Origin of the sequence: Psychrobacter sp. (assembly GCF_036731945.1) — a bacterium.
Taxonomy (GTDB): Bacteria; Pseudomonadota; Gammaproteobacteria; order Pseudomonadales; family Moraxellaceae; genus Psychrobacter.
Genome location: NZ_DAINDI010000029.1, coordinates 6,954 through 32,690, shown reverse-complemented (window position 1 = coordinate 32,690; position 25,737 = coordinate 6,954). Strand labels below are relative to the sequence as shown.

Here is a 25,737-nt window from a genome sequence, read left to right as displayed (position 1 = left end):
TGCTACTGGGCGCTACTCTTAATCAGAAAGGTAGCTTGCTGCCTCATCAAGCGACACACTGACCAAGGTAGAAATCCCCGCGCTTGGCATGGTGACGCCTTTTAACTCATCAGCAATCTGCATCGTCAGCTTATTATGACTGATAAAAATAAACTGCAAGTCATCTGCCAACTCATTTATCAAGCTGGTAAAACGGGCGACGTTGGCATCATCAAGCGGTGCATCGACTTCATCGAGCACACAAAATGGTGCCGGATGCTGTTTGAATATCGCAAAAATTAAGCTCAGCGCGGTCAAGGTTTTTTCGCCACCGGACAGTACCGCAAGGCGACTATTGCGTTTGCCCTTTGGCTGTGCCATCAACGTCAGCCCTGCCCGCCACTGCTCTGACTTTGGTGCATTAGCTGGCATATCGTCCGTATTAAGCGTTAAGCTTGCTTGCCCGCCGCCAAAGACTTTGGCAAATAAATTGGCAAGCTCATTATTGACCGCATCAAGCGTCTGCATAAATAGCGTCTTGGTCGTCTCATCAATCGAAGCAATCGCTTCCGTCAGCGTTTGCATACTCGCAGCAATATCTGCGGTCTGCTGCGCGAGTGGCTCTAAGCGCTCATTAACTTCTGCTAATTCTGCTACAGCGGCAAGATTGACCGCGCCAATTTTACTTAATTGCTGCTCAAGCTTCGCACGCTCAGATTCTAATTCTGCGATTTTATCTGGGCGGACGCGGCGATCATGGGCGATAAAATCCGCCAATAAATTTGAGACGCTCATCACTTGTTGCTGATGCTGCGGCTGAGCTATGTCCGACTGCTTTTGATATTTATGGCTGTTCTTATAATAAGCCTCTAGCGCTTCTTGCGTATGAGCACTGGCATCCTCTAATTTTGCAGCGCTTAATGCCAGCTCAGTGGCTAGACGAGCAAGCTCAGATTGTTGCATTTGCAAGGTATTTTGCAGCGTATCTAATTCATTCTGCTGCTGATTATATTCCTCTTTAAGCGCTGTTAATGCCGTTTCGCGTGTGGTTAATACGGCCTGCTGCTCATCGCGCGCGCTTTGCGCAATTTGTAATGCTGCTTGCAGTACTGGCAGCTTAGCTTGCTGCTGCTCATGACGCGTTTTTAAACTCTGCTCGCTTTGTAGCGACTTTTCATACTGCTCGCCTGCCCGCTTAAGACTACTAACGCTATGCTCTAAGCGCATCTCGCTCTGCTGAATACGCAGCTGCATTGCTTGCCAAGCGTCATCATCCGCCTGCCGCGTGCGATTTAGCTCACTGCGCTCGGCCTGCAATTGCTGACTTAATAAACGCGCATCGGCTATTTGCGGTGTCAGCGTGGCTATCTCGCTTTGGATATGCTGCTGTTCTTGATTCAGCGTTTGTTGCTCTTGCTCAAGCTCTTGCTGTTCCTGCTCAAGGGCAACTTTATCAGCATTTAGGCGCTGACTGTCCGCTTGTAATCGTTCCGCATTGGCGCGCTTAGTGGTGAGCTGTTGCTGGTATTGATGCTTATCGCGGGTTAATTGCTCAGCTTGCGCGCGCGTTTCCTCTAAGCTGACCGTTAGGGCATCATAGTTGCGTTGGTTATTAGCAATCGTCTTTTGCTGGGCTTGTATTTTAGTTTCACACTCATCCAGCAAATCTTCTAACGCTTGTAAACGGCTGCGTTGCTGTAAACGCTGGCTTAAAAATTGACTATTGCTCTCATTTTGACCATTTAGCGCGCCAGCAAACTTGCTCAGATTAATCGTACCCTGACGACTGATAATCCAGCCGTCCGAGGTTAGTAAAATGGCTGATGCTGGCAACACTTTTAAAGTCTCAGCCAAATCTTCTAACGTTTGCTGATGAGTCGTTTTAGATGGCGCGATATATAGATAACAGTGCTGCCACAACGCTAAATTTGGTGCAGTAATCAACTCTGATAAAGACAAGACTTTATCCGTTAAGTGATTTGGCAAAGCACTGATAAATGATTTTGCGCCTTTATCATTTGTCTGAGCAGATAGCCATAAACTATGACCAGTTTCTAGCTGCGATTTATTCTTTGAATTGTCGTTCTCGTTTTGCGTGGTTTGATAAGTAAATAAATCTGTTAAATCCTGCTCGAGCGCTTGCCATAAGCTATTGGAGTTTTGAGAATTGCCATTAATATTTTTATCGCTTGACTGCTTAGAAATCAGTACATGGCTATCCAGCCATAACGCCAACACACTATCGAGTAGCTCGGCGTGCTGCTGCCCTTTGGCACTTAACTCAATCTGCTCACGCAAGGTAGTAATCGATAATTCGTTTTCTAAATCATTGTTTAAATCGGCGGTTTTTACGTTAGCAAGCTGTTGTGGTTTTGGTAAAGGCTTCGGATGTAATATCTGATGCAAGGTGTCGTATTCACCTGCCAAGACCGCGTGACGTTTTTCATCCTCGCTTAACTCGCGCCGTTGAGTGTTTAAGCGTTGCTGTAATTCATGCGCTTGCGGTTGTAGCTCGGAGAGGCGCTCATCGATACTGTCTTGTTGGCGCTCAATCTGTTGGAGCTGTTTATTGAGCTCAGTCACTTGTGCATTTAACGTCTGCTGTAAATTGCTCGAATTACTTTTCTCGCGTCCATCAGTACCTTCAATGAGTGGTAATGACTGTTGTAATTGCTGCCATAAACTCTGCCAGTTTTGCTGGCGGCGCTGCCATTTCTCATGATTTTGCTGCTGGCGTTTTTGTGCTTGGTTATTAATCGCTTGCTGCTGCTCAAGAGCGCGCGCATTATCTCGCAGGCGTGATAGCTGGTTTTGCGCTTCATGGTAAGCGCGCTGCAACGGTTGTTCATTGCGTTTATGCCTGTCGCGTTTATTGGTTAGCTCAATTAGCTGTGGGCGCAACTCTTCTAGCACATTATGCTGCTCAGCTTGCTCAGTTTTTAAGCGCTCAATCTCGCTCACCGCTTGCTGACGCTGCTGCTCTAAACTGGTAAGTTGCTGGGCGATAGCGTTTAACTGTGATTTTGCGTCGCTAAGCTCATGCTCCGCTTGTTGATAGCTTAGCTGCTGCTGATAGTGGTTGCTTTGCGCATCGTCTTTTAGCCACTGCTCTTGGTTGATATGGGCAGCAAGCTTATCTTGCTTGGCTTTTAGCGTTTCATAGCTGGCTTGCAATATGGCAACTTCATTAGCACTGCGCTCATGGGCTATTTTTTGCTGCTGCTGATTGTGCTTGGCTTGATAGAGTTGCTGAATGGCAAGTTGCTGCTTGATATCCGCAAGCGTTAATGCCAGCGCTTCATAACGCTCAGCACTGGCCGCTTGCTTAGATAAGCGTTTTTGTTGGCTGACCAGCTCGCTTTGCATATCGTGTAGACGGGCTAAATTATCTTGGGTTCTCTCAAGCTTCTTTTGCGTCTCTTCACGGCGCGCTTGATAGCGCGAAACACCAGCAGCCTCTTCGATAAATTCGCGCAGCTGCAGCGGGCTAGACTCAACAATACGCCCAATCATGCCCTGCTCGATGACCGCATAACTACGCGCGCCAAGCCCTGTGCCCAAGAACACATCGACCACATCACGGCGACGACAGCGCGTACCATTGATAAAGTAGTCCGAGCGGCCATCCAAATTTACCTGACGGCGGACAGACAGCTCGTGATAGAGATTAAATTCATGGCGAATACCCGTCTGTTCGTCTTGCGTATGCTCAAAGGTCAGCTCAACGCTGGCAACACTTTTGGCGGCTTTATCTTGCGTGCCGGCAAAGATGACATCACTCATCGCCCCGCCGCGTAATTGCTTGGCGGAAGTTTCGCCCAATACCCAGCGAATGGCATCAATGACGTTGGATTTGCCGCAGCCGTTTGGCCCGACGATGGCGGTGATACCATGACGGAAGGTAAAAGTGGTTGGATTGGCAAAGGATTTAAAGCCTGCCAGCTTAAGAGATTTTAGGCGCATGAAATATCGATAAACTTAGCAAAAACAGGCGGCTATTCTACCGCAAATTGTGACGAGTTTTTAGGGTTTGTGAAGGATGCTATAATAGTGGTGAAAATTCGCATGATGCATTTAAATAATAACAATTAAGGCTATGACAATGACTGAAGATAATTTTGATAAATACCATCCGCAAGAACTACAACAAAAATATGAAGAATGGTGTGATCTGCATCGTCAGCAGCTTGAAGCGCAGCAGCAGTTCTTAAAAGCGGAAGCCTTGCAAAATGAGTTGAAAGAGTATTATCTTGATCCGCAATGGATGACAGACCGTGAAGCAGATCTGCTCATTGAGCACTCAGGTAAAGCGCACTCAATCTTTAGTGAAGATGCGCTATGGAGTATGCTCAGCGACCACGATGAGCTCGCCAGAAAGTGGATGCGTTTGGGGCTTGATGCGATTGATAACAAATAAGCAGCCATTTCATCTAAAGTCGTGGTGAGCTTTAGAATTAGAGTCATAAGTGCATAAACGATTTTGATTGAAGGCTTTGATTGAAACCCTTGAGTAGTTTTTGCTCGACTTGGCAAACCTCATTGTCATTCAAATAATGATTATTAAACTCAATCAGTAACTGCCAAGAGATACTAGTAACTTCTAAATTAGCAGCTAATTCCAATAACTCAGGCTGTAATAAGTGTTGGTATTTCTGTGGCTTGCTTTGACACATAGCTATTTCTTGATTAATCATACTTTGCTTATCTCCCTTTATCACACTGCCGCCGATAAACAGTAGTAAAAACTTTGCACCTTGATCAATAAAGCCTATTTCTAATAAATACTTATACATTAAGCAGTACTTTAATATTTGGTCAGGGTTTTTCTTGCCATTAAGCTTCAATTCATTGGCAATCAATATATTTGCCTTATGGTTATAAGATAAATTATCCATGAACATAGCTTTTAGTTCGGTACTAAATTCAAAGATGCCGCTATTACCATGAGTTGACCATGAGCCTATTTGATCAAATTCGATGAATTGCCCATAAAATAAGTTTAGATAAATATCACTACATAAACTTAGAAAAATATCGAACTCTTTATTTAGATAATCCTCAGAAAAGAACTTTACGCGACGCACCGCTTCCCTAGCATTACAAATACCTATCGTTTGCGTTGAATAAGTCTCTAATTGCTCAGACTCACTCATTTTTTGATTCAATTCTTTACTCACAGCTTGCTCGATTTCTTGCAAACTCTTATCTTTCAGCTCGGGAACCATTGCCCATTCAATAATCTGTCGTACATATTGCTTTTTGCTAATACCAAGAACACGTTGCGGCTCCCATACTAAAAACTCTACCATATTGGATAAACCAGTCGTCCATGGTATTTCATCTTTTAGATGACTAATTGAACCAAATACACGGCGATACTTTTCTGCTGCTTTCATTCAAAATTGTTCCTAAATTGGCGTGCTAATTTTTATTTAAATTTGAGAGTATTAAATCACCCCAATCCCGCTTAACAAAAGCTGCCCGCCTGCAAATAACAGCAGCACGCCAAAAGCGCGTTTCAGCGTCTGTGCGGGCAATACATGGGCGAGTTTGGCGCCAACTTTTGCCATCGCAAAGCTAGCGACAGATATGCATAAAAAGTCCGTGATATGGACAAAGCCTATCGTGCCCTCAGGCAGATTGACCACGTCTTGACCGAACCAGGCAAAGCCTGCCGCGCCTGCCAATGCAATCGGTAAGCCGCAAGCAGCAGACGTACCGACCGATTGTTTCATCGGCAATCCTGCCCAGTTTAAAAACGGCACGGTCAAACTACCGCCGCCAATCCCAAAAATAGATGACGCCAGACCAATGCCTGTCCCTGCCCCAAATTGAATGCCAGCTGACGGTAACGGCTTACCCAATTGTTCTTTATTGGACAAAAACAGCATCTTTAAAGCGACCAATAACGCGCCAACACCGATAATGGCTTGCAAGACTTTCCCATCAATCATATCGGCGATACCGGCGCCGACCAAACTGCCGATGACCAAACCCAATGCCATTTTGCGCCACACTTTCCAGCGTACGCCGCCGCGCTTATTATGTGCCGTGAGTGAGCTGATAGAGGTCACCACAATCGTCGCAAGTGACGTGCCAATCGCCAAATGGGTGACCACTTCGGGTGAAAAATGATAAGCGGTGAAAATCCATACCAATGCGGGTACGATAATCATGCCACCACCAACGCCAAATAAACCCGCACTGACACCCGCAAACGCCCCCGCTATCACAAACCACACATATAACATCATTAAATCGGCCTTTTATCCTGCGTCTTTTTTATTAAAATCGTATAATCATCTAATTGTATAGTCACTCGAATTTTACCTGCTCAATCGCATTTGCCAAATCATAATCCGACCTTTATGCTGTTTGCTTTGTATTGGTAATGAGCAACAATCGCTCAGTATATCAAAGTTTATCCACGCCAATTTACCCCATCGACGAAACTTATTATGCCGCCATTTGATTCATCATCTGACTCTTTGTCTGCCTATTCTTCTGATGCATTTGAGTCATTAGAGCTTGAGCATTTACCTAAACTTAACCATCGCCACCTTGCGAGTAGTGGCTCGACCAATAGTGAGCTGATAACAGCGCTGCAACATGGCAGCCTAAATGCAGCCGAGATGCATCTACTAACAGCGGAAACTCAAAGTGCTGGACGCGGACAACACGGGCGCTCATGGCAGTCGCCACGCGGCAATGTCTACTTGTCGTTATATCATCCGGTGCATCTGCCGATTAGCGGTTTATTGTCGCTGATTATGGGCGTTGAACTGGCAAAAATGCCCGTTATCCAAGTGCTAAACGAACAATTGCGCGCGCAAGGCTTGGCAACAATCGGGGTAAAATGGGCCAATGATTTGGGCTTTTATTCAAAACAATATTCGCAGCAGCATTCATTTCAAAAACAATCTGAACCTGAATTGAATAATGCTACTTTAAAGCCACTTGAATCTACCAAACAAACCCTACCCTTTCATAAGCTTGCTGGCATTTTAATAGAACCCGTAACGAAGTCAGGTAAATTGGTCGGCGTGGTGATGGGCGTAGGTCTAAACGTGCAAGCTACGCCTAAGCTTACGGCGCAAACTTGCGAGGGTATGAGTTATCAAGCGATTAGCTTACGAGATATTGGTGCCATGCTTGAGCCAAAAGCGCCGCCTATTTCACTTCCAGACCTAAAAACACTTTATCAGCAAATGAGTGAAGCTTTAATAGCAGCGATGACCCGCTTTGAGTATTTAGGATTGGAGAAGCCAACCGGGCAGCGTTATTATTTGGACAGTTTTTTAGCGCAGTTTGACGCGATGGATGCATTGGCAGGGCTGCGTTTGCGCGTCACCCAAGACTACAACGGCAATGTCGAGACGCTGACCGGTTATGCATGCGGTCTTGATACACATGGATGTTTGCAATTACGTGAATATAACGGTAAGATTTCTGCGCTTTTTACCGGTCGCATTGATGTGATTGGTGATGCTTAAACCTTTCAGCCTCACCCTTAAAAAACTATACTGAACGAGCACCAAATAAAGGGATTTTTATGCTCTGGTTAGATCTTGGCAATACCCGTCTTAAATACTGGCTTACCGATGATATCGGGCAGATAGTCGCGCACGATGCCAAGCAGCATTTGCAAGCGCCTGCCGAACTGCTCATAGGTCTAACCGATCGTTTTGCACGTTATGCGCCGGATTTTATTGGAATTTCCTCGGTATTGGGCGATGACTTAAATGTGAAAGTATCTGAAACCTTGAGCCGTCTGAATATCCCGTTTGAATTTGTCCACGTCGATGCTGAGCATGCCCTGATGCAAAGCGCCTATGATGACGAACAGCTCGGCTGCGATCGCTGGCTACAGATGCTGGGTGCGGTGGATAAGAAAAAACGCCAGTGCGTGATTGGCTGCGGTACGGCGGTGACGATTGATTTGATAGATCACGCTGAGCACTTAGGCGGTTATATTTTCCCCAGCATCTATCTGCAACGTGAGTCGTTATTTTCTGGTACCAAGCAAATTACCATCTCTAATGGCACTTTTGATAGCGTGAGCCCCGGCATCAACACAAAAGACGCCGTCCATCGCGGCATTATGTTGTCCATCGTTGGCGCGATTAATGAAATCAGTAACCGTTATCCAAACTTTGAGCTCATCATGACCGGCGGTGATGCGCATATCATTGCGCAACATATCAATCGTTCTGTGCGCCTGCGTGACGATTTATTATTAAACGGTCTGGCTCGTTATTTTGATCATAGCAAACAGGTTTAGAGCATTATAAATTTGTGAATTAAAAAAAGCAGGACGTTTTAAGCGACCTGCTTTTTTTGTTTTAGTTTATTCGATTTAAAAGCGATGCTAGGTGCTCATGGGATGATTTTTTCGCAGCCTCTGTTACGCCTACGAATAGCAAGCAAGAAAGAATTAACCCATGAGTAAGAGTTTAGTATATAAAGAACACTCTATAATCTCTACTTAGTCTCGTTAAATAGCTCACGGCCGATTAGCATCCGGCGAATCTCACTGGTACCCGCGCCGATTTCATACAGCTTGGCATCACGCCAGTAGCGACCAAGTGGATATTCATTGGTATAGCCGTTACCGCCAAAGATTTGAATGCCCTCGCCTGCCATCCAGGTGGCTTTTTCGGCACACCATAAAATCACACTGGCGCAATCTTTACGTACTTCGCGGCTATGACCAGCGCCGCGCTGATCGAGCATATCGAGGTTTTTACCGACCGTATATAAGAAGCTGCGTCCCGCTTGCAGGATGGTATACATATCAGCGACTTTACCTTGGATAAGCTGAAATTCACCAATTGCTTGCCCAAACTGCTTGCGATCATGAATATAAGGCACGACGTTATCCATCACCGCTTGCATGATACCGATAGGACCTGCGGCGAGTACCGCGCGCTCATAATCAAGCCCGCTCATCAGCACTTTGACGCCTTCACCAACCCCGCCCAAGATATTTTCTTTGGGCACTTCAACATTATCAAAAGTCATCTCACCGGTATGACTGCCGCGCATGCCCAGTTTGTCGAGCTTTTGTGCCGTGCCAAAGCCTGCCATGCCTTTTTCAACGATAAAGGCCGTCATACCTTTAGCGCCCAGCTCTGGATTGGTTTTGGCATAAACCACCATTACATCAGCATCAGGACCGTTGGTAATCCACATTTTGCTGCCGTTTAGCACATAATGACCGTCTTTTTCTTCGGCTTTGAGTTTCATGCTAACCACGTCTGAGCCAGCGCCCGGCTCACTCATCGCTAATGCGCCAATGAATTCACCACTAATCAGCTTGGGCAGATATTTTTGCTTTTGTTCCTCTGAGCCATTACGTTTGATTTGGTTGATACACAGGTTTGAATGCGCCCCATAACTTAACGCCACAGAAGCAGAAGCACGACTGATTTCTTCCATCGCTACCATATGCGCGACATAGCCCATGTCAGAACCGCCGTACTCTTCAGGTACGGTAATGCCATGTAGACCGAGCTCGCCCATTTTTTGCCATAAATCCATTGGGAACTCATCGCTGCTGTCGATTTCGGCTGCGCGTGGGGTAATTTCTTTTGCCGCAAACTGCTGTACCACATCACGTAAGGCGTCGATATCTTCGCCAAGCTGAAAATTTAATCCAAGTAAACTCATAGCCATTCCTTGTATGTAAAAGTTTTAAATCTTAAAAATTTAGATCCATTTAAAAAGCGATCATATAGCGGGTATAAATTTTTATCGCTTGCTGTGCGACTGCGTCAATCTAGAGGCTTCAAAAATGTATACCAGCTATCTATTCATTTATTTCTGTTCATTTAGCTTATGACTGGCTTTATTTTTTAGTTAAGACTGACGTTTATTAATCAACGCACGCGCCACGCTTGAACCATTGCGGCGACCCAAGAATTCACTGATACGCTCGCCTGCTGTCACCAGTTTATCCAAATCAATGCCCGTGTGGATGCCCATACCGTGCAGCATATAGACGACATCTTCGGTGGCGACATTGCCCGTTGCGCCTTTGGCATAGGGACAGCCGCCAAGCCCAGCCACTGAGGTATCAAATTCGCTAACGCCCATTTGTAAGGCAGCTAAGGTATTACTCACGGCTTGACCATAAGTATCATGAAAATGACCTGATAGCATGCTGATATCAGCGTATTCTAAAGCGGCTTGCAGGGCGCGCTGTACTTTTAATGGCGTACCAACACCAATGGTATCAGCAATACCAATCTGCTCAGCGCCAATCTCAACCAAACGCTTGGTCACATAAGCCACTTGGCTAGGAGCAACCTCACCTTCATAAGGGCAACCGACTGTGCAAGAGATGACGCCGCGCACTTTGATGCCCTGCACTTTTGCCGCAGCGGCAACGGGCGCAAAACGCTCAATGCTTTCGTCAATACTGCAATTGATGTTTTTTTGGCTAAAGGTTTCACTGGCTGAACCGAAAATGACGATTTCATCAGGACGATGGACAATAGCATTTTCAAAGCCACGCATATTTGGCACCAGTACCGAATAGCAAACCTCATCATGACGGGTAGGTGCAAGTGCTTCGAGTAGCGCGCTATTGTCGCCCATTTGTGGCACCCATTTTGGCGAAACAAAACTGGTCGCCTCGAGCTTTTTGACACCAGCTGCAATTAAATCATCGATCAGCGTTTGCTTAACTGCAGTCGGTACCGTCATGGACTCATTTTGCAGGCCATCACGTGGACTGACATCAACGATTCTGACGTGGTCTGGGTACGAGAGTTTCATGCTTATCGTCCTTTTTTATGCGCCTTTTTATAGTAGATTCCATTTAGAAATATTATAGGGTTGCTGGAATAAATCTTTCGAAGCCTCTGGAGTGCGAAGTACACAGCAAGCGAGGAAAACTTATACCAGTAGAGCGCTATTTTAAACGAACCACTTTTATATTGAATTGGCTATGTTATCAGCACCTCAGTTACTAGCCTTCACTCGTCTCACTATCGATGCGAAGTAGCTCGTCGCCATCGGCAACCAAATCACCCGCGGCAAATAATAATTCTGCCACCATCCCATCCGTCGGTGCAGTAATGGTATGTTCGATTTTCATCGCTTCGATAACGGCAAGCGGCTCGCCCTTTTTCACGCTATCGCCAACGGCCACTTTGAAGGCAACGACCTGTCCTGGCATCGGTGATTTCAAGCTACCGACAGCGGCAGTCTCTTCACCGACATGTGCCATGATATCAATCAGCGTAATCTCGTCACGGCCGCTATTGGTGAACACATAAACGGTTTCATTATTTGTCCAGCTCTGCGCGTTAATACGTGCACCATCTAACCATAAGGTATGATTGTGTGCGTCAGTACTGGTGTAGCCCACTTGACCTTCATAAACCATTTCTGTTTGAGCGGCGACATTAGTATTTTCTTGAGTATCGTCATTGGCGACCTCTTTTTCAAGGGTAAGAGCGAAACTGCTGAGGTTATCGCTACCTTTTTTGCTATCAGAACTATTTGCATTGTGCCAGTTACTGATACGTGCTTGGTACTTTTGCTCATCGTAAACCAAGCTAAACGAGCGCGTATAATCGCTATAAGCACGGAAACCAGTCGGCTTACTGAATGGATCGATGTCTGACCCTTGTGGTGCGCTTTCACTGGCAAGTTGCTGTGTAATAGCCGTAACCACAAGCGTTGATAAATCAAGCGGATGCTGATTAAACAGCTCATCCGCCTCACGCTCGATAAGCGCTGTATCAAGATTGGCTTGGCTAAACGACTCAGTATTCAAGATATAGCGCAAAAACGCCACATTATTTGGCAAACCAACGATCCGCGTTTGAGCGAGTGCGCGGTCGAGCTTCGCTAACGCTTGCTCGCGGGTCGGCGCATGGACGATAAGCTTCGCAACCATAGAATCGTAAAACGGGCTAATCACATCGCCCTCGCGTACGCCATCATCGATACGCACATCGGTAATATTAAAGGTACTGTGCTCAGGCTTTTGATAAGTGAATAAAGTACCCGTCGCTGGCAAAAAGCCGTTATCAGGATTTTCAGCGCAGATACGCGCTTCGATCGCATGCCCATTAATCACCAGCTCGTCTTGCGCTTTTGGTAACGGCTGACCTGCGGCGACCAATAGCTGCCATTCGACCAAATCAACACTCGAAATCGCTTCACTGACCGGATGCTCAACTTGCAAACGGGTATTCATCTCCATAAAATAGAAATTCATCGCCCCTTCGCGCTGCTCAACGATAAATTCAACCGTACCTGCACCAAAATAATTGACCGCACGCGCCGCTTCGATTGCGGCTGTTCCCATCGCTTCACGCATGGCAGCGTCAACACCAGGGGCTGGCGCTTCCTCTAATACCTTTTGATGGCGGCGCTGTACCGAGCAATCACGCTCAAACAAATGCACATAATTGCCATGCATATCGCCAAATACTTGGATTTCGATATGGCGAGGTTTTAGAGCGTATTTTTCAATGAGTACTTGGTCGTCACCAAAACTGGTAATCGCTTCGCGGCGACAGGAATCTAGTAAGTCAATAAAATCGCTACTATTTTCTACAATACGCATGCCTTTACCGCCGCCGCCAGCGCTGGCTTTAATTAAGACGGGATAACCGATACTGTCTGCTTGCTGTTGTAAGAATCCTGCATCTTGATTGTCGCCATGGTAACCCGGTATCAAGGGCACGCCAGCCGCTTCCATCAAACGCTTGGACTCAGACTTGCCGCCCATCGCCCGAATCGCGTCGGCAGATGGGCCAATAAACATCAAACCTGCATCTTGACAGGCCTGAGCAAAGTCCGCATTTTCACTTAAAAAACCATAGCCTGGATGGATTGCTTGAGCGCCAACATCGAGGGCAATCGCAATAATCGCATCGCCTTTAAGGTAGCTGTCTTTTGGTGCTGAACCACCCAAATAAACCGCTTCATCACAGACAGCAACGTGCTTGGCGCCGCGGTCGGCATCAGAATAAACAGCGACGGTACGAACACCCATACGCTTGGCAGTCGCAGCAACACGGCAAGCAATTTCACCACGGTTGGCGATTAGAATTTTAGAAAACATGACATTCCTTATCGTTTAATCTATCATTTGCAAAATTGTAGAAAGCTAATGATAATTTTATTATTTTTTAATTATTTCTCTATATATCATTCGAGATATTTAGGTTCTAAACTTATCTGCAAAAGCTCTTATCAGTTAAGATAAAAGCTCTAATATGGTTTTAAAGTCGGGTAACCCATCGAAGTTGTCTGCCTCTCTATAGACATTATGCCAACTGGACTTTGAGCTTAAGCAGAAGTTAGCGACGACCTTTATAGCGTCCAACTTATTATCAAGCTCTAATAAACCCACAGGTATCCAGTAATACTTACCTGCAAAGACATTGGGAACCGGACAGCCACAGTTTGCACAGAAGTGCGAGCTAAATCCTGTCTCTTTTTGCCAAATTTTTATTGAGTCATTCTTTATCCAGCTAAAATGCGCCGCCTCGATAATGGTCGCTGAATTAGCACTTGAACCTGACTGTTTTTTGCACAATAAACAGTGGCACTGATAAATCTTAAAAGAGCCAGTCTGTATATCCACAGAAAATTCGATATCACTACACAAACATTTTCCTAACATCATAGTGTTACCTTTTTTGAATAACGTCTGGCTCTCAAACAAACAGCTTAAGCTTATCCTAATTTTTGCTAACCTAAACCGACCAATCAGGTTTACGCTTTTGCAAAAAGGCTTGAACGCCTTCCTTTCCTTGCGCTGATGAGCGAATATCAGCGATACCTTTAACAGTATCAGTAACCAGCTTATCGGTAATCGGTGCACCTGCGACTTCGTGCAATAAACGTTTGCAGGTCTTAACCGCATTGGGGCTATTATTAACCATCTTGGCGCATAAGGCTGCAACTGTGTCGTTAAGTGATTCTTCACTAACGCGCTCATGGATAAAGCCAAGCTGCCGCGCCTTTTTGGCATCAAAAACCTCTGCACTTAAAAAATAACGCTGTGAGGCTCTAGCGCCCAATGCTTTTATCACATAGGGGCTAATGGTGGCAGGCGCCAATCCCAGACGTACTTCGCTTAAGCAAAAATTGGCAATCTTAACCGCGATGGCTATATCACAGACGGCGACTAAGCCCATACCACCTGCGTAGACATCGCCTTGAATGGCGGCAACGGTTGGCTTTGGGCACTCATAAATGGTCTTTAGCATTTGTGCCAGTTTATCGGCATCGGCAAGGTTTTCCTCATAGCTGTAATCTGCCATGGCGCGCATCCAGTTCAAATCAGCACCAGCGCAAAACGCTTTACCGGCAGCTGCTAAAACGATAACACGCACATTATCATCAGTAGCAAGCGTGGTAAAAACCTCAGTCAACTCGGCAATCATTTCATCGTTAAAAGCGTTACGTATTTCAGGACGGTTTAACGTTACCGTCGCGATATGCTGCTCAACATTAACCAATAAGCTTTTATAATTATTCAGATTTTTTTGCATAACCTTCTCTATTTTTTATATATTTATGAGCGCTAAATGACTGACGATATACCATTTAATGCTACATTCTAAAGACACCAAAGGTCGTCTCTTCAATCGGTGCGTTATAGGCAGCGCTAAGTCCAAGCGCCAATACGTTACGAGTATCGGCGGGGTCAATCACCCCATCATCCCAAAGACGCGCAGTCGCATAATAAGGGTGACCTTGCTCTTCGTACATCTCGAGAATCGGCGCTTTAAATGCTGCTTCGTCCTCGCTACTCCACTCTTCACCTTTACGGTCAAAATTATCACGCTTGACGGTTGCCAGTACCGAGGCTGCTTGCTCGCCACCCATCACTGAGATACGCGCATTTGGCCACATCCATAAAAAGCGAGGACTATAAGCACGGCCGCACATGCCGTAGTTACCAGCACCAAATGAGCCGCCGACGATAACGGTGAATTTCGGCACTTTGGCGTTGGCCACTGCCATCACCATCTTGGCACCATGACGGGCAATACCTTCGTTTTCGTATTTACGCCCAACCATAAAGCCAGTGATATTTTGCAAAAATACCAACGGGATTTTACGCTTACAGCATAGCTCGATAAAGTGCGTGCCTTTTTGTGCCGACTCACTAAATAGGATGCCGTTGTTGGCGATAATACCTACTGGCATACCTTCGATATGGGCAAAACCGCAAACCAACGTCGTGCCAAAGCGCGCTTTAAATTCATCAAACTCGCTATCATCGACGATACGAGCGATGATTTCTTTGATATCAAAAGGTTTACGCTTATCGGTTGGAATGATGCCGTATAACTCTTTGGCATCATAGCGCGGTGGACGCGGTTTGATTTGATTGGGGATTTGCTTGGCAGGACGGTTTAAGTGGCTAACGATATTACGCGCAATCGATAACGCATGGGTATCGTTCTGCGCCAAATGATCGACCACGCCCGACAGACGCGTATGCACATCGCCGCCGCCCAAATCTTCAGCGGTGACCTCTTCACCCGTCGCTGCTTTAACGAGTGGCGGACCACCCAAAAAGATAGTGCCCTGATCTTTGACGATGATAGACTCATCGCTCATCGCGGGCACATAAGCGCCGCCTGCGGTACAGCTGCCCATCACTACGGCGATTTGCGGGATACCGGCCGCACTCAGATTTGCTTGATTAAAAAAGATACGGCCAAAGTCATCTTTATCAGGGAATACTTCATCTTGATTGGGTAAGTTTGCGCCGCCAGAATCGACCAAATACACGCAAGGTAAGTTATTTTCTTGGGCGATTTCTTGTGCACGTAAATGTTTTTTAACCGTCATCGGATAATAAGTGCCGCCTTTTACCGTGGCGTCATTACAGACAATCATACACTCGGTGCCGTTAATGCGGCCGATACCCGCAATCACCCCAGCCGCTGGAATATCTTCGCCATACATATCATGCGCCGCCATTGGCGCCACTTCTAAAAATGGCGTGCCGACATCGAGCAGGCGCTCAACACGCTCACGAGGTAGCAGTTTGCCACGTGCTAAATGCTTAGCACGCGCACGCTCTGAACCGCCTTGGGCGACTTTACGCAGGTGCACATATAAGTCATCGACTATTTCTTGCATGGCGGCACGGTTTTGCTGAAAATCGGCAGCGTTCGGACTCAGTTTACTGGTTATGATAGCGCTCATGATATCCCTTTTTATACTTGTGTTTATTATTCAATAACTTCTTAAAATCTTGACCGATTTTTTGACTACTCTATTCCTAGCTCCGCCTTCATCTGCTCGATAATTTTATACTTTTGAATTTTACCAGTGATGGTCATCGGGTACTCTTCAACAAAGCGATAATAAGTCGGCACTTTATAATGGGCGATATGCTCGCTACAGAATTGGCGCACTTCATCTTCGGTTAGGCAGCCCGGCTCTTTTGATATGATCAAAGCGGCAAGTACTTCGCCATAACGCTTATCTGGGATACCGACGACTTGGACGTCACGAATTTTCGGATGACGATAAAGATAGTTTTCGATCTCAACTGGGTAAATATTTTCACCGCCGCGAATGACCATATCTTTACTACGCCCAACGATTTTGACATAGCCGTCTTCATCCATCGTCGCCAAATCACCGGTATGCATCCAGCCGTCTTGTATCGCTTCACGGGTTTTAAAGCGGCTGCCCCAATAGCCTTTCATCACTGAATAGCCACGCGTTAGCAGCTCGCCGGTTTCCCCTAAAGGTACAATCTCGCCCGTTTCGGTATCGACGACTTTGACTTCAAGCGCAGGCTGCACTAGCCCGACCGTTGATACTTGTTTCTCTAATGGCGTATGCTCATTGGTCTGACAAGAAACCGGACTGGTCTCAGTCATGCCGTAAGCAATGGTCACCTCTTTCATATGCATCTTATCAATGACGCGGCGCATGACTTCAATCGGACAGCTAGAGCCGGCCATGATGCCAGTCCGCAAGGTCGATAAATCAAATTTATCAAATTCAGGATGGTCAAGCTCGGCGATAAACATCGTCGGTACGCCATGCAAAGCCGTGCATTTCTCTTCTTCAACCGCTTGCAAGACGCTTAAAGGCTCAAAACCATCATTCGGATAAATGATACAACCGCCATGCGTTAATATCGCTAAGTTGCCAAGCACCATACCAAAACAATGATATAGCGGCACAGGAATACACAGTCTATCTTCCTCAGTGAGATTCATGGCCTCACCGATAAAGTAGCCATTATTTAAAATATTACGGTGGCTTAAGGTCGCACCTTTTGGCGTGCCAGTCGTACCACTGGTAAATTGCACGTTAATCGCGTCGGTGTTTTTAAGCTGGGCTTGACGCTCGGCGACGCGTGGATCATTGGCATCGCCTTCCGCCATCCATGCCGAAAACTTCTGCATAAAGTTAAACTCTTCATCAGAGTCTGGCTCATCAATCCAAATAATGCGCTCAATAGTTGGAATCTCAACCAAATCCAATTGGGTATAATCTTTATGATAAATCTCAGGACAAAGCTCACGAATCAGCTGCGCATAATCACTGCTTTTAAAATGGCGCATAAGGACGAGTGCTGAGCAGCCAAGTTTATTTAACGCATATTGCAGCTCAAAGGTACGGTAGGCAGGGTTGATGTTAACGAGGATAACGCCGACTTTTGCGGTCGCTAATTGCATGAGTAGCCATTCGGCATTGTTGTGCGACCAGATACCGATGCGATCGCCAATCTCAAGCCCCATTTCAATCATACTGCTGGCTAATTGATTGACCTGCTGTTGCAGCTCACGATATGTCCAGCGAATATTTTGATGACGGACGACCAGCGCTTCACGCTCAGGATATTTGGAGACAATAGCATCAAAAAAATCGCCGATAGTCGCCTCAATCAGCGGTACATCAGGGCCTTTATCATAGCTTTGAGTAAGCGGCGCATTTGCCGAGCGCGCGCCCATATTTACGGTGGGAATATTATTTAGAATGCTATCGAAGTCAGAAACTTGAGTCATAACGAGTCCTTTCGTTTTACTTTTTACAGCACGCCTGAATGGCGCTATTTTTTCGCTTGCTCCTATTCTTTTTTCCTTGAACAGGTCTTAACAAGCATAAGCTACTATACCGCCTTAAATCGAAGGCTGTCAATCATAGTAATACATTATGTATCATTTAAATTAATTAATAAAAAGTATTACCCAGTAAAAGATAGCATAAAATCACGCGATTATTATAGGTAAAAAAGCCAGTTATGTATTTGCTACACAGCTGGCTTTTAATAAGCATTGAGACTAGAATTTAAAGCTAAAAGTTAAACTTGCAACGGTTAAGCGTTGATTAAGATTTCACCATTGGCGGCGCTTTAATCGTTACCGTCGCACTGATGGCATGGTTATCATCAAGCAAATCCATGATAAGCTCATCATCCGTTTCAGTAGTCACTTGCCAATTACCAGCAGCCTGCGGCACGCCAGTGACCATCACTGAAATGGCTTTATTTTTTAAGCGAATCATCGGTGGCTTATGATCATAACCGCTGTGCTCGTGACCCAAGATATCATCAGCAATCGTCGCTGCCTGCGCACGTAACGGCGCGACATAACGACAGGCAACGCCGTTGATCGACATACAATCGCCAATCGCATAGACATTGGACGCATGGGTACGTAACGTGGTGGCATCAACCACGATACCGGTGCGGCGATTGAACTCAACCCCAGCAGCGGTTGGTAATTTATCATCGACCGTCAAGCCCGTACTGGCAATCACATGATCAACGATTAATGGCTCTGGCTGCTGCGCCGTATCGCTGTCGGTAGCTGATACTGGCGCATAGCTGACTTGCAATGTGCCATCATCATGACGCGTAACATTGGATACTTGATAACCGCCTAAAAAGTGAATCCCTTGTGACTGTACTGCCTTAGCAATACGCGCGGTCGCTTGTGCCGGTAGCATTTGCGAGAGCGGCGCGTCATTTAAATCAATCAGTGTCACCTCATGGCCCGCTTTTAATAAATCCTCGGCAATCTCCGTCCCGACCATACCAGCGCCAACGATGGCAACGCGCTGACTGCCAGCAGCCAGCTTTTCTTGCAGCTGTCCAAAACGCTCGATATGGTTGACATGCCAAACCAAATCTTCAGGCAGACTTTTTGGAAAAATAGGATGGGCACCCATCGCCAGTACCAGTTTGTCATAGCTGATAGTGGCGTAATTGGTATACACAGGGTCCGAGCGTAGCGCCGAGATAAGTTGTACCGTTTGGCTAGCAGGGTCGATGTCGGTCACTTGCGTATTGGCAAGCAAATTAATATCTGCTGCTTTTGCCGCATCGCTACCGGTCGCCCGTACCAAGTCCGCGGCGTTTTTTTGCTGACTAATTGCCATCGTTAGCATAGGTTTATGATAACGGTCGCCATTATCAGCCGTGATTAAGGTAATAGGAATGTCTTTATCTTTTGCGCGAATGGCATCGACAACGTGCCAACCTGCTAAGCCTGCGCCAATAATCACAATACCTGCTGATTGGTTTTCTACACTCATAATGACTCCGAAACACTATTTATTATTTGTTATGAATTTGGAATAGGATTAAAAACTGATGGCGTCTATTGTAGCAGCAAACAGGGAACACTTGTAAGCTGAGAGTAATGAACAAAAAGTAAAAGACATAAAAAAGCGCCTTAATTAAAGACGCTTTGATAGATACTTAAAACACCGTACTGAAATTTAATGATTGAGAATCTTTGATAAAAACAGCTGCGCGCGCTCACTTTTTGCGCCTTCAAAAAACTCATCTTTACTACAGTTTTCGACGATATGGCCTTCATCCATAAAAATAATCCGATTGGCGACCTGACTGGCAAAGCCCATTTCATGGGTCACGCACATCATGGTCATGCCATCGCGGGTCAGCTCAACCATCACATCGAGCACTTCTTGAATCATCTCTGGGTCAAGTGCGGAAGTTGGCTCGTCAAATAGCATGGCAACCGGATCCATCGCCAAAGCACGCGCAATCGCTACCCGCTGCTGCTGACCACCTGATAGCTCGGCGGGGTATTTTGGCGCTTGGGCACTTAAGCCAACGCGGTCGAGATAGGCCATGCCTTTTTTCTTAGCCTCATCTTCTTTACGGCCGAGTACTTTGATTTGCGCGACCGTTAAGTTATCGATAATGGTCAAATGCGGAAACAGCTCAAAATGCTGAAATACCATGCCGACGCTACTGCGCAATTTAGGCAAATTGGTTTTTGCCGCGCCAACTGAGATACCATTGACCATGATATCGCCCTTTTGAAACGGCTCAAGCCCATTTACGGTTTTAATAAGCGTCGATTTGCCACTGCCCGATGGACCGCAAACCACCACCACATCGCCTTTATGCACGTGAGCAGTACAGTCAGTTAGCACCTGAAAGTCACCGTACCATTTGCTAACGTCAGTCATTTTGATGACTATCTCAGCGCTCGCATGACCATTGTCGGTGACCAGTCCGCCAAATTCATTTATATAGGTGTCAGCATTGTTTATCCCTAGCTCATTTATCCCTGACTCATTTATCCCTGACTCATTTATCCCTGACTCATTCATCGCTGGCTCCTAACCACTTTTTTCATCATTATTAAATGAAAATCTTAATAGTAAAATACTGCGCCAAATTTAAATTAAAACCTTAAGCGTTTTTGCAATTGCTGCACGCCAATAGACGCGCTTAAGCTGATAATAAAATAAACTGCTCCGGCACCTAAAATGTAAGGCGTCAGTAAGCCCATCAGCTCACCACGGACGTAAGCGGCGCGGAAAAAATCCGTCAACCCAATGGCAAAAACCAGCGTCGTATCTTGGAATAAAATAATACATTGCTGCAAAATCAACGGTAGCATTTTGCGAAAGGCTTGCGGCAATATCACCAAACGCATGGTTTGCCCGTAGGTCATACCGAGTGCCTTTGCAGCATTCACCTGCCCGCTACCGATAGATTGGATACCTGCGCGCACCACCTCTGAGAAGTACGCCGCTTCAAACATCATAAAGGCAACGACACACGAGGTAAACGCGGTATCGAGCTGTAAATATTTACCCGCTATCCAAAAGTACATCATCGGCACGGCGAAATAAAACCACAGCAATACCAATAGCAACGGCACAGAACGAAAATAATTGACGTATAATTTGGCAGGAATTTCTAGCGCTTTGATACCGGACAAGCGCATTAAAGCCAATACCGTGCCTAAGCTAATACCGCCTAGGATAGCGAGAAACAGCACCTTTAAAGTGGTCAGCATACCGCCCATTAAGCCCGGATACGCCGTTGCAAGTTCGGTCATCATATTCATTTTTGACTCCCTGCAATCAGCCCAGGTACTCGTAATTTACGCTCAATCAATCCCATAATGGCAATTAACGACAAATTAAAAACCAGATAAATAATGGTCGCATAAGTGTAAATCTCGAGGCTGTTTTGGGTATATTCACTGATGGTTTTGGTTTGGCTAATCAGCTCCATCACCCCGACAAGCGACGCTACCGACGCATTTTTAAAGCAGTTGGTGAGCTCCGAGCTTAGCGGTGGCAAAATAACACGAAATGCCTGCGGTAGTAGCACTTCTTTATACGCCTGCGGAATCGTAAAGCCGAGCGCATAAGCGGCATTGATTTGCCCTTCAGGTAAGGACTCAATACCGGTACGCACCTGTTCAACAATACGAGCGGCGGTAAATAATCCTAAGCCAATACTGGCGGACAGCATGGCTGAGGTATTGGGCGATAAGTCTTTATACCACCACTCTTGTAGCGCAGGCGTCAGCCAACCGGGGGCGATATAAAACCAAAAGAATAATTGTACGAGAAGAGGAATATTACGAAAAAAAGTCACATAAGCGGTGCCAATACTACGCGCCGCTTTATTTGGCAAGGTACGCATGATGCCCAAAATAGTACCAATCACCATGGCAATCGCCCAAGCGATACTGCCAATCAATAGCAGCCAGCCAAGACCGGTCACCATCCAATGCAGGTAAAGCTCATTACCGATACCGGTTTGCTCAAAGAGCACACCCCAGTTCCAGCTATAATTCATGATTGTCTCTCCAAGCCATGAGTAAAAAGCCAACGCCCCAGACTGATAAACAGCAGTCTGGGCGCGTCAGCAAGCTATGTTGAGGGACAAAAATTACTGAGCGGTTGCTTCTTTTGGCTGTGCGCTATCGTGTGGGTTGGCAATCAAAGCTTTTAGATTGTCTGACATCTCAAAGTTTAGATTGACGTTTTTTGGCGGAATGGGGTTGGTAAACCACTTATCATAAATGCTATTAATCTCGCCTGAGTTAAAGACATTGGCAAGCGCTTCATCGACCACTGCTTTAAATTCAGGGTCATCTTTACGCATCATACAACCATAAATCTCAAACGATTGCGGCGTACCAACAATTACCCATTCATCCGGATTTTTGGCTTTGGCTTTTTCACCGGCAAGTAGTACATCGTCCATCATAAAGGCATCGGCACGGCCATTTTCTAACATAAGAAAAGCTTCGCCATGGTCTTTTGCCGAGATGACATTGATGTCCATTTTATTTTTATCATTGTATTCACGGATATAACGCTCTGAGGTCGTACCGGCAGTGGTGACCAAAGTTTTACCTTTTAGATCTTCAAAATCTTGAATACCTGAGTCTTTTTTGGTCAATAAACGCGTGCCAATTTCAAAGAAACCATTTGAGAAAGCCACTTGTTTTTGGCGCTCTTCGTTATTGGTGGTTGAGCCACATTCAAAATCGACCGTGCCGTTTTGCACCAGCGGAATACGCGTTTGCGAAGTAATCAGGTTATAACGGATTTTTAAATCCGGCATATTGAGTTTTTCTTTTACCGCATCGACCACTTTCATTTCTAAATCGTGCGCATAGCCAATCGGCTGATTTGGGTCATCAGCGATGTAAGAAAAGGGAATAGAAGAGTCTCGGTGACCGACTACGATAGTGCCCGATTCTTTGATTTTTTGTAGCGTACCGTTGGTATTTTCTGCCGCTTCTGTCGTTGTCGCTGTGCCATCTGCTGGCGGCGCTTCGGTGTTGGTTTGATTGCTATTATTGCAGCCCGCTAGGCCAAGTGCCATAAAGGCAGCCAGAGTTAGCGGTTTTGAGATTAAGTAGGTCATGAGATACATCCTTTTATCACATTTATACAAACTAGGAGGGGACTTTGACGGTATTTGCGCCATTATTTGACTTTATATAAGCCCTTAATTGACATTTCCGTCATGCATCCATGCTGTTGCTTTAGGTTATAACTATGCAACTTAATGTTACTGTACAACAATTTGCGCGATGGGGGTAAACTTTTTTTAATGAGACTGATATTTTACAGATTTCGTTTAACAATCATTTAAATTCCGCCAATAACTAAACCGCTATGATTGATAAATAACCATTAATCCCCATAAAGCTAACAACTTCTTAATACTAGTTATGACCTATGACCCAAGATACTCAAGTCCCAAATGTTGATCAACAAGCGAGCAGCCACCGCGATAATGACGTACGCCAACGCTTTTTTATCGAAGACTCACCGGTGCGCGGCGATGTGGTGCGCCTATCGCGCAGTTATGCGACGACCATTGCCCAAAAGCCTTATCCTGAAGCCATTAAGCGCTTATTAGGCGAGATGCTGACGGCGGCAAGCTTGCTGATCAGTACCGTTAAAATTAACGGGCGCTTATCAATTCAATTGCAATCATCAGATAGCGACAGCTTGCTCAATTGGGCGATGGCAGAATGCGACCAAGACGGTATCATTCGCGCCCTTGCCAGCTGGAAAAACGACACCGACGAGCAAGTGCAAGCATGGGAAAATATGATCCATGCAAAAGACGCCTTTGCTGAGCTCGGCGCTGCTGGTCAAGGCGTGTTGTTTATCAATATTCAGCCTGATGGCGGCGAGCCGTATCAAGGTATCGTTGAGCGTAGCCATGACAACTTAGCTGATTGCTTAGCGCATTATCAAAAACAATCGGCGCAGATTCCAACGCTGATTAATCTGGCATCCGATGGTTTGCAAGCCGGTGGTATCTTGGTGCAAATGCTACCTCGTACCGCAGCCGAGACCTATGAAGTCGAGCAAAACCAAGATGCTGGTATCGATGATGACTTGTGGACGCGCTTAAGTGTGCTCACGCGTACGCTAAAAGCAGAAGAGCTGACCACGCTTGATGCCAATGAAATCCTATACCGTTTGTATAATGAAGAAAAAGTCGTTGCCCCTGAGCCAGTGCCGCTATCGTTTGGTTGTACGTGCTCACGCGAGAAGTGCGAAATGGCGATTGAGCAAATCGGCGAAACCGAAGCCTTGGATATCGTTGACGAGCAAGGCGGCGTTTTTGAGATGGACTGCGGCTTTTGCGGTGAAATCTATAAATTTAATAAAGACGATGTGGCGGCAATTTTTGCTGAGTAGTATTTAGTTCACTTAAATATTTAATAAACCCTCAAGTGTGATGCTTGAGGGTTTTTTGTTTTTAACGCTTAAATCTCGACCTCGTAATCTATCGGATACGAATAGATACGGCTATCAAGGCCATATTTGGCATCATGCGCGTCGCCTAATCTATTGACTGATAACCAAGAAATCACTTGTTCAAGCACCCGATCGTTATAGATTAAATTCATATGATTGACGCCATAAAATATCGCCTTATGACCTTCAGGTACGCTCAGTGTATGCTCTTTGGTATATTCGCCAAGCGCCGACTCTACCGATACCAGCCCATCACCCAATAAACTGGTGGTTTTATTTTCATAATGGGTTTCAATCAAGGCTGCTGCGACTAAGTAAGTATTTACATGCAGCGGTAGGCGCGTCGGATGACGAAACTCTGCCGGTAGCACACTGCGCTCCTCCAAAGATTTCCAATCGGCATCGCGAATACTGCCATAACGCAAATCAATAATGCCAGCGCTACGTAAGTCGCCCAGTTTCGCTAACGACCCAGCAAAAGGCAGCTTAGCGATTTTATATTGCACAAAATTACCAATCTGCTCCAAACTTGCGCCATGATGCGGCGTACCTAAAGTCACCAAATTACCCACACGCTTAACCCAGCTGAATCCCTGCTCTTTACCATAAAACAACGCGCTACGGCTCAGCAGACCGCCCATACTATGACCGATTAAATCAAGCTGGGTAATGTCTGGATTGTTTTCGACCAAATTTTGCAAAACTTTGGCAAAGCTACGCCCGTTACTGGAGATACGCTGACCGGTATTATAATTCAAATATAAAACTGTACTGTCTGGCAACTTGCGACTCAGCATAGCACCGAGATTATTCTCGCCCGCTATTTGCCAACTTAAATGACTCAAACAAAGCCCATGACATAAAACAATCACTCGCCCCGATAATGCACCACTTTGTACATAATTGTCTTTATCGTATAGCACCATCGACACGGCCAATGGATTGTCATGGGTGACAAGATGGTCGCCCATCACGCCATTTAGGATATTGACCATACGGCGTAGGTTTAAAGGCAAAGGTTGTATTTTTTTGGGTTTTAAAACCGTGTTATATAGGCGCAGACCCGTGGCAATATTATTACCGACCAATTGCATCGCTTGGCGTACGGTGCCATAAATGCGCCCAGTGATACCGCGTTGCCAGTGTTTTAGATTGCCATTATTAAATCGTCCCAAAGGACGCAGCAGAATCTCACGATGGATAGCTTCGACAATATCTGTGACCTCTACCACGCCC

The 25,737-nt window shown here is 45.8% G+C and carries 20 protein-coding genes; 4 read left to right on the top strand and 16 right to left on the bottom strand.

Features of this window, described 5'->3' with window-relative positions; genetic code table 11:
* Nucleotides 1–18: 18 nt before the first annotated feature.
* Entirely contained in the window at nucleotides 19–3,942 is a 3,924-nt protein-coding gene (locus tag V7D75_RS07685; protein WP_333614092.1) for an AAA family ATPase, read from the bottom strand.
* 139 nt (nucleotides 3,943–4,081) lie between these two features.
* Between V7D75_RS07685 and V7D75_RS07680 the strand changes: the two genes are divergently transcribed.
* Nucleotides 4,082–4,396: a DUF4298 domain-containing protein gene (locus V7D75_RS07680; RefSeq protein WP_333614091.1), complete on the top strand. Its 315-nt coding sequence runs from the start codon at nucleotides 4,082–4,084 to the stop codon at nucleotides 4,394–4,396.
* Nucleotides 4,397–4,439: 43 nt separating this feature from the next.
* Here V7D75_RS07680 and V7D75_RS07675 read toward each other — a convergent pair whose 3' ends face one another.
* Nucleotides 4,440–5,375, bottom strand: coding sequence for a hypothetical protein (locus tag V7D75_RS07675; protein ID WP_333614090.1), 936 nt, complete (start codon nucleotides 5,373–5,375; stop codon nucleotides 4,440–4,442).
* 51 nt (nucleotides 5,376–5,426) lie between these two features.
* A complete protein-coding gene (locus V7D75_RS07670) occupies nucleotides 5,427–6,230 on the bottom strand; it encodes a sulfite exporter TauE/SafE family protein (protein WP_333614097.1) in 804 nt (267 codons plus the stop codon).
* Between the two features lie 207 nt (nucleotides 6,231–6,437).
* On the opposite strand from V7D75_RS07670, the gene V7D75_RS07665 reads away from it, so the two are divergent.
* Together V7D75_RS07665 and V7D75_RS07660 are read left to right on the top strand one after the other, a co-directional pair.
* Nucleotides 6,438–7,472, top strand: coding sequence for a biotin--[acetyl-CoA-carboxylase] ligase (locus tag V7D75_RS07665; protein ID WP_333614089.1), 1,035 nt, complete (start codon nucleotides 6,438–6,440; stop codon nucleotides 7,470–7,472).
* Between the two features lie 59 nt (nucleotides 7,473–7,531).
* Nucleotides 7,532–8,260, top strand: coding sequence for a pantothenate kinase (locus V7D75_RS07660; protein WP_333614088.1), 729 nt, complete (start codon nucleotides 7,532–7,534; stop codon nucleotides 8,258–8,260).
* 200 nt (nucleotides 8,261–8,460) lie between these two features.
* Here the strand turns inward: V7D75_RS07660 and V7D75_RS07655 are convergent, their stop codons facing one another.
* From V7D75_RS07655 to V7D75_RS07600, 12 genes are all read right to left on the bottom strand, one after another.
* Entirely contained in the window at nucleotides 8,461–9,648 is a 1,188-nt protein-coding gene (locus V7D75_RS07655; protein WP_333614087.1) for an isovaleryl-CoA dehydrogenase, read from the bottom strand.
* A gap of 189 nt (nucleotides 9,649–9,837) precedes the next feature.
* A complete protein-coding gene (locus V7D75_RS07650; protein WP_333614086.1) occupies nucleotides 9,838–10,758 on the bottom strand; it encodes a hydroxymethylglutaryl-CoA lyase in 921 nt (306 codons plus the stop codon).
* 193 nt (nucleotides 10,759–10,951) lie between these two features.
* The gene (locus tag V7D75_RS07645) at nucleotides 10,952–13,063 is read right to left on the bottom strand and encodes an acetyl/propionyl/methylcrotonyl-CoA carboxylase subunit alpha (RefSeq protein WP_333614085.1); all 2,112 of its coding nucleotides are present in this window, start codon (nucleotides 13,061–13,063) and stop codon (nucleotides 10,952–10,954) included.
* 135 nt (nucleotides 13,064–13,198) lie between these two features.
* Nucleotides 13,199–13,627, bottom strand: coding sequence for a GFA family protein (locus V7D75_RS07640; RefSeq protein WP_442968938.1), 429 nt, complete (start codon nucleotides 13,625–13,627; stop codon nucleotides 13,199–13,201).
* Nucleotides 13,628–13,700: 73 nt separating this feature from the next.
* Nucleotides 13,701–14,501 (bottom strand): enoyl-CoA hydratase/isomerase family protein, encoded by an 801-nt coding sequence (locus V7D75_RS07635; RefSeq protein ID WP_333614083.1) that lies wholly within the window; start codon nucleotides 14,499–14,501, stop codon nucleotides 13,701–13,703.
* 61 nt (nucleotides 14,502–14,562) lie between these two features.
* Nucleotides 14,563–16,173: a carboxyl transferase domain-containing protein gene (locus tag V7D75_RS07630; RefSeq protein ID WP_333614082.1), complete on the bottom strand. Its 1,611-nt coding sequence runs from the start codon at nucleotides 16,171–16,173 to the stop codon at nucleotides 14,563–14,565.
* A gap of 65 nt (nucleotides 16,174–16,238) precedes the next feature.
* Complete coding sequence (locus tag V7D75_RS07625) at nucleotides 16,239–17,996, bottom strand: AMP-binding protein (RefSeq protein WP_333614081.1); 1,758 nt, start codon at nucleotides 17,994–17,996, stop codon at nucleotides 16,239–16,241.
* A 322-nt stretch (nucleotides 17,997–18,318) separates the two neighbouring features.
* Complete coding sequence (locus tag V7D75_RS07620; protein WP_333614080.1) at nucleotides 18,319–19,527, bottom strand: FAD-dependent oxidoreductase; 1,209 nt, start codon at nucleotides 19,525–19,527, stop codon at nucleotides 18,319–18,321.
* A gap of 186 nt (nucleotides 19,528–19,713) precedes the next feature.
* On the bottom strand, nucleotides 19,714–20,433 hold the full coding sequence (locus V7D75_RS07615; protein ID WP_190295528.1) for an amino acid ABC transporter ATP-binding protein: 720 nt from the start codon (nucleotides 20,431–20,433) through the stop codon (nucleotides 19,714–19,716).
* A 218-nt stretch (nucleotides 20,434–20,651) separates the two neighbouring features.
* The gene (locus V7D75_RS07610; protein ID WP_068405974.1) at nucleotides 20,652–21,323 is read right to left on the bottom strand and encodes an ABC transporter permease subunit; all 672 of its coding nucleotides are present in this window, start codon (nucleotides 21,321–21,323) and stop codon (nucleotides 20,652–20,654) included.
* The gene (locus V7D75_RS07605) at nucleotides 21,320–22,066 is read right to left on the bottom strand and encodes an amino acid ABC transporter permease (RefSeq protein WP_193031106.1); all 747 of its coding nucleotides are present in this window, start codon (nucleotides 22,064–22,066) and stop codon (nucleotides 21,320–21,322) included. The genes V7D75_RS07610 and V7D75_RS07605 overlap by 4 nt, the downstream gene beginning before the upstream one ends.
* 93 nt (nucleotides 22,067–22,159) lie before the next feature.
* The gene (locus V7D75_RS07600) at nucleotides 22,160–23,146 is read right to left on the bottom strand and encodes a glutamate/aspartate ABC transporter substrate-binding protein (RefSeq protein ID WP_333614079.1); all 987 of its coding nucleotides are present in this window, start codon (nucleotides 23,144–23,146) and stop codon (nucleotides 22,160–22,162) included.
* Nucleotides 23,147–23,463: 317 nt separating this feature from the next.
* Between V7D75_RS07600 and hslO the strand changes: the two genes are divergently transcribed.
* Complete coding sequence (gene hslO / locus V7D75_RS07595) at nucleotides 23,464–24,441, top strand: Hsp33 family molecular chaperone HslO (RefSeq protein ID WP_333614078.1); 978 nt, start codon at nucleotides 23,464–23,466, stop codon at nucleotides 24,439–24,441.
* Between the two features lie 68 nt (nucleotides 24,442–24,509).
* On the opposite strand, the gene V7D75_RS07590 is transcribed toward hslO, so the two are convergent.
* Nucleotides 24,510–25,737, bottom strand: a 1,228-nt coding sequence (locus V7D75_RS07590; RefSeq protein ID WP_333614077.1) for a PGAP1-like alpha/beta domain-containing protein, incomplete at its 5' end; no start/stop codon positions are given.

Excerpts from the sequence above, each read along its gene's own strand:
- V7D75_RS07685 (WP_333614092.1), bottom strand. The coding sequence starts at position 3,942 with ATGCGCCTAAAATCTCTTAAGCTGGCAGGCTTTAAATCCTTTGCCAAT.
- V7D75_RS07680 (WP_333614091.1), top strand. The coding sequence starts at position 4,082 with ATGACTGAAGATAATTTTGATAAATACCATCCGCAAGAACTACAACAA.
- V7D75_RS07675 (WP_333614090.1), bottom strand. The coding sequence starts at position 5,375 with ATGAAAGCAGCAGAAAAGTATCGCCGTGTATTTGGTTCAATTAGTCAT.
- V7D75_RS07670 (WP_333614097.1), bottom strand. The coding sequence starts at position 6,230 with ATGTTATATGTGTGGTTTGTGATAGCGGGGGCGTTTGCGGGTGTCAGT.
- V7D75_RS07665 (WP_333614089.1), top strand. The coding sequence starts at position 6,438 with ATGCCGCCATTTGATTCATCATCTGACTCTTTGTCTGCCTATTCTTCT.
- V7D75_RS07660 (WP_333614088.1), top strand. The coding sequence starts at position 7,532 with ATGCTCTGGTTAGATCTTGGCAATACCCGTCTTAAATACTGGCTTACC.
- V7D75_RS07655 (WP_333614087.1), bottom strand. The coding sequence starts at position 9,648 with ATGAGTTTACTTGGATTAAATTTTCAGCTTGGCGAAGATATCGACGCC.
- V7D75_RS07650 (WP_333614086.1), bottom strand. The coding sequence starts at position 10,758 with ATGAAACTCTCGTACCCAGACCACGTCAGAATCGTTGATGTCAGTCCA.
- V7D75_RS07645 (WP_333614085.1), bottom strand. The coding sequence starts at position 13,063 with ATGTTTTCTAAAATTCTAATCGCCAACCGTGGTGAAATTGCTTGCCGT.
- V7D75_RS07640 (WP_442968938.1), bottom strand. The coding sequence starts at position 13,627 with ATGTTAGGAAAATGTTTGTGTAGTGATATCGAATTTTCTGTGGATATA.
- V7D75_RS07635 (WP_333614083.1), bottom strand. The coding sequence starts at position 14,501 with ATGCAAAAAAATCTGAATAATTATAAAAGCTTATTGGTTAATGTTGAG.
- V7D75_RS07630 (WP_333614082.1), bottom strand. The coding sequence starts at position 16,173 with ATGAGCGCTATCATAACCAGTAAACTGAGTCCGAACGCTGCCGATTTT.
- V7D75_RS07625 (WP_333614081.1), bottom strand. The coding sequence starts at position 17,996 with ATGACTCAAGTTTCTGACTTCGATAGCATTCTAAATAATATTCCCACC.
- V7D75_RS07620 (WP_333614080.1), bottom strand. The coding sequence starts at position 19,527 with ATGAGTGTAGAAAACCAATCAGCAGGTATTGTGATTATTGGCGCAGGC.
- V7D75_RS07615 (WP_190295528.1), bottom strand. The coding sequence starts at position 20,433 with ATGACTGACGTTAGCAAATGGTACGGTGACTTTCAGGTGCTAACTGAC.
- V7D75_RS07610 (WP_068405974.1), bottom strand. The coding sequence starts at position 21,323 with ATGAATATGATGACCGAACTTGCAACGGCGTATCCGGGCTTAATGGGC.
- V7D75_RS07605 (WP_193031106.1), bottom strand. The coding sequence starts at position 22,066 with ATGAATTATAGCTGGAACTGGGGTGTGCTCTTTGAGCAAACCGGTATC.
- V7D75_RS07600 (WP_333614079.1), bottom strand. The coding sequence starts at position 23,146 with ATGACCTACTTAATCTCAAAACCGCTAACTCTGGCTGCCTTTATGGCA.
- hslO (WP_333614078.1), top strand. The coding sequence starts at position 23,464 with ATGACCCAAGATACTCAAGTCCCAAATGTTGATCAACAAGCGAGCAGC.